Source organism: Streptomyces sp. CB01881, assembly GCF_002953255.1.
Classification (GTDB): Bacteria; Actinomycetota; Actinomycetes; order Streptomycetales; family Streptomycetaceae; genus Kitasatospora.
Genome location: NZ_CP026498.1, coordinates 10,985,092 through 10,989,202, shown reverse-complemented (window position 1 = coordinate 10,989,202; position 4,111 = coordinate 10,985,092). Strand labels below are relative to the sequence as shown.

Genomic DNA, 4,111 nt, shown 5'->3' with positions numbered 1-4,111 from the left:
TCTCGTGTCGTGCCTGGGGGCCTGCCGGCTCCCCGGCCTCATCAAGATCACCAGCATACGGTGGGTACGCGAACACAGTGCGTCACCCCGAGGAGCTGCGGCGCCACGAGGTACCGATGGTCCCCGGGCCGGGCGTCATGGGGGGCGAGGTGAGCAGGTCTCAGTTGGCGGCTGCTGGGCCCAGCAGCGTGGCGGCCGCGGTGATGAAGGCGGCGGATGCCTCCTTGGCCGCATGCCGCCTGGCGTCCAAGTCGGTCCGGTCGGTGGCCTTGCGCAGCGCGTACGTGGCATCTGCGGCCTGCTGGGCGGGGCCGGCCAGCTCAGGGGCCAGGACCTGAAGGCGGATGTGGGGCGCGGTGATTGCCGCCCGGGTGTCGTGGGACCTCGTCTGGGCCTCCAGCTGGTGCTCGGTGCCTGCCTCGGCCAGGGCCAGACGCTCCCGATGGAACATCGCCGAGCGGTGCGCGTCCAGGGCGGCCGCGAACTCGGTGACGGCGCCGAGCTGGTCCTGGCGGTGGCTGTCGGCGCGCTCCTCGGTGCGTGCGGTGCGTGCCGAACGGTGCTGGAGGAGTCCAGCGGTCAGGGCACCGGCGAGGGTACCGAGTACGGCAACGATCGAAGGCCATATGGACATCAGGTGTCGGCCCCTCTCGGGTAGTCGGTTTCGGTGGTGAGGTCGGCGAACAGCAAAGCACGCGGCGGCGCAGTCGGTGGCGGGGTTACGCCCGCGGCGCTCCGGGCCTGTCCCTGAGGGGTGTACGCCGGAGTGTTACCTGCCCATCCACTGGGCCGGGTTCAGCCGGTTGACGGGGCGACAGCTCACCCAGCCGACACGTGGCCTGGACCTGCGGATCAACCCGGGTTCCACCCCGTCGGTCACCCTTCCGCTCGACGACTTGGCCGGCTGAGCACCGGCCCGGGGGCCGGGTCAGCGGTACCTGGAGGCAGCCGCGACGGGAGCGCGCAGTGATTCTGGCAGTAGGGGGCTGTTCCGCCAGAATTCGAGCATTTCCAGCGTGGTACCCCAGGCGCGGGCGGCAGCCTCGGTGGCCTGGGGCGTCGTTCGATCGTTGCCGAGCAAGGCGACGTAGCCGACGGCCATCCGCATCCAGGCGCTGTAGACGGCGTAGGTCGTTGGCTCCATCCCCTGGTTCATCCGTTCGAGCTCCGCCTGACGCTCGATGTTCTTCACGAATCCCCGCAGGTCGCGGTACTGCGTGGCCGTGGGCAGGCCTGGTTCTGTGCTCATGGGTGCTCCCCGTTGATTCCGTCAGCAGCCTCGGAGAATATCGCCGTCGGCAAGGTGATCCGGCACAGGCCTTCCGGGAGTACACAGACGAAGCCGGCGGGCGCGGAGATGCTCGGCAGCGGCCGCCTCCGGCGCGAACCAGTGCACCGTGCCTTGGTCGTCGCCGACGGCCGACAGACAGTGGCCTGACCCCAGCCCCATGCGGCGGGCGCCATCCTCACCGCTGTCTGACCCACCAGCAGTCTCGCTCCCGCAGTGCGTGGCGTTGTGTGCAGTGCGGCAGGACGACATGGTCGAGGGCATAGCGTCGGGATTTTTGGCGGAGACGCATGCCTGAAGGCCAAGGAAGGCGCGCGGTCCGGGCTTCGGGGGTGCCTTCGGGGGTGCCCGAAGGCACCCCCGAAGCAGCCAGGGCTGAGAGTCCTGGCGGTGGCCGGCTCCGCTGCAACGGTGCACGCGGCGCCCGGGTCGGGTACGGGGCGGCGGGTCGGCCGGGCTGAGCGCCTCGCTCATTTGCCGGCTCCCCTGGTGATCCCCTCGGTGAGGCGGCGGCCGAGCCACGCGTAGAGACCGACCATCGGCAGGATCGAGATCGACACCCCGGCGAACAGGGCGCCGAAGTCCGCGCCCGTGAACTGCTGTTGCTGGAAGTAGTTCAACAGGGCGAGCGGCAGGGTGAAGCGGTCGTCGGTCTGGATGAACATCAGCGCCAGCAGGCGGACGGCGGCCCCGAGCTGACGGCCGACACCTGGGAGGTGCGCACCAGGACGGCGCCCGCCGGCAGTGCGCTGGGTCTGCGGACCGTCCACCGCTGGACCGCCGACGCGGACCTGCTGCGGCTGACCATCACGGTCGCACCCGAGGGCGACTGGACGATCCCACTCCCCCGGCTGGGTGTCCGGATGGGTCTGCCGGTGGCCTTCGGGCGAGCGCGGTGGTTCGGCGGCGGGCCGGGCGAGGGAGCCGCGTCGGCGAGGACGTCCCGGAGAAGGTCCTCGCCGAGGTGCAGCATCCGGTAGCGGTACCCGTGGTCGACGGCCGACTGTCCGTCGTGCGGCTCGTCGGGATTGAACACCATGACCAGTCCGGCCGCGCTGACGTGCCGCTCTCCCCTGCGCAGGAAGGACTGGGCGCCGGCGTCGGTGACTCCGAAGGAGTACGTGTCGTGGGCGTGCATCGGATAGGCGTACCGCTCGAAGCGGGATGACCTCCAGCGCAAGCCCGGGAACCCGCCAGTAGGCGGCCCGTTCTCCGGCAGACGTTATGTCCCAAGTGTGCCGCACGAGCGTTCAAGCCCCCGGACCTCGCCGCGGCGCACCCTGGACCCATCGCCTCGACCAGCGGAGGAATCACAGGAATGACCGGGAACATCTCAGACACCCCGAAGGCCCTTCACGAGCGGGAGAGGGTCCGCCTGGCCGTCTACCACGGATTCGCGCGCACCGGCCGTGCACCGAGCGTGCCGGAACTCGCCGCTCTCACCGAGGTCACCCTCGGTCAGGTGCGTCAGGAACTGCGCGCCCTTCATGACCGTCATGACGTGGTCCTGGACCGGCAGGACAACGACCGCGTCGTGATGGCCCACCCCTTCGCGTCCGTGCCGCTCGGCTTCTCCGTCATGGGGGCACACACCCTGTGGTGGGGCGGCTGCGCCTGGGACTCGTTCGCCATGCCCCACCTGCTCCGCGACGAGCCCGACGTCCTGGTCGCCACCCGCTGTCCGGCCTGCGACACCCCGCACGCCTGGGTCGTCGGCCGGGACGCACCCCCGTGGGGCGGCCAGGTGGCCCATTTCCTCACCCCCATGCGCCGGGCCTGGGACGACGTCGTGCACACCTGCGGCAACCAGCGCCTGTTCTGCTCCACCGCCTGCGTCGACACCTGGCTTCAGCGGACGGGCCGGGAACGCGGTTACGTCATGGACCTGGGCACCCTGTGGCGCCTCGCCCGCGACTGGTACACCGGCCGCCTGGAACCGGGCTACACCCGCCGCGACCCCGCCTCCGCCACCGCCTACATCTCGGAGGTCGGCCTGCACGGCTCCTTCTGGGGACTGCCCGACTGAGGTTCGGCCCTCATGCTGCCCGAGAGTGCCGGGTGATTGATCAGCTGCGCCGAGTGACCCACCGATGCCCTCGGGGCACAACCCTTCACCCCATCGGGTCATCACGGCCCTGTGTGCCCAGGTCATCGGTGACCACACGGCCAGTGCCACGGCCGTGGATCGCGCCGGTGGCCTGAGATGACGCTGGACGCAGGCCGGCCACCCGGTCGGGACGCGGCCTGTGATCTACCCTGAGCGGGAGTGCTGGTGCGGCGTCCCGGTCCGGTGGCGTGAGCGGGGCACCGTGCTGCGTGCTTCGCATTGCGTGCTGCGTACTTCAGGATCGGTCGGACTGTGCTGTTCGAGGAATCGGACGTGCGGGCCTGGACCAAGGCGCTCGGCATACCTGCCGGGCCCTGCCGCCGGGCCTCGCCACCTCATCGGGAGTAAGGCATGGGCCTCATCCACATCGAACTGTTCGCGACCCTCGACCTCGTCGGGCAGGCACCCGGCGGACCCGACGAGGACCCGGTGGGGTTCCCGTTCGGCGGCTGGCAGGCGCCCCTGCTGGACGAGGTCACCGGGGCGCGGGTCCTCGCCGCGTACGAGGGCACGGACGCCCTCCTGCTCGGCCGGCGGACGTACGACCTCTTCGCCTCCTACTGGCCTCACCAGAAGGACGGCGAGATCGCCGAGCTGTTCAACCGCGTCCCCAAGTACGTGGCCTCCCGCGGCACGCCCGACCTCCCGTGGGCCGGGTCCACGCAGCTCGGCCCGGACCTGGCCGCCGCGGTGCGCGAGATCCGTGCACGAGAACG

Annotated in this window: 4 protein-coding genes and 3 pseudogenes; 3 read left to right on the top strand and 4 right to left on the bottom strand. The window is 70.8% G+C overall.

Annotated features, from left to right (window positions below):
* Positions 1–160: 160 nt before the first annotated feature.
* The 3 genes from C2142_RS37335 to C2142_RS37325 form a co-directional block, all read right to left on the bottom strand.
* The gene (locus C2142_RS37335; RefSeq protein WP_241003060.1) at positions 161–634 is read right to left on the bottom strand and encodes a hypothetical protein; all 474 of its coding nucleotides are present in this window, start codon (positions 632–634) and stop codon (positions 161–163) included.
* Positions 635–928: 294 nt separating this feature from the next.
* Positions 929–1,249: a hypothetical protein gene (locus C2142_RS37330; protein WP_148647169.1), complete on the bottom strand. Its 321-nt coding sequence runs from the start codon at positions 1,247–1,249 to the stop codon at positions 929–931.
* A 509-nt stretch (positions 1,250–1,758) separates the two neighbouring features.
* Positions 1,759–1,953 (bottom strand): hypothetical protein, encoded by a 195-nt coding sequence (locus C2142_RS37325; protein WP_194235860.1) that lies wholly within the window; start codon positions 1,951–1,953, stop codon positions 1,759–1,761.
* Between the two features lie 51 nt (positions 1,954–2,004).
* Between C2142_RS37325 and C2142_RS41295 the strand changes: the two are divergent.
* Positions 2,005–2,208, top strand: a pseudogene (locus tag C2142_RS41295) (hypothetical protein); the annotation flags it as partial.
* Between the two features lie 35 nt (positions 2,209–2,243).
* Here C2142_RS41295 and C2142_RS41290 read toward each other — a convergent pair.
* Positions 2,244–2,426 (bottom strand): annotated as a pseudogene (locus C2142_RS41290) (AraC family ligand binding domain-containing protein); the annotation flags it as partial.
* A gap of 180 nt (positions 2,427–2,606) precedes the next feature.
* Between C2142_RS41290 and merB the strand changes: the two are divergent.
* Positions 2,607–3,314: an organomercurial lyase gene (gene merB, locus C2142_RS37310; RefSeq protein WP_148647168.1), complete on the top strand. Its 708-nt coding sequence runs from the start codon at positions 2,607–2,609 to the stop codon at positions 3,312–3,314.
* 432 nt (positions 3,315–3,746) lie between these two features.
* Positions 3,747–4,111: pseudogene (locus C2142_RS41285) on the top strand (deaminase); the annotation flags it as partial.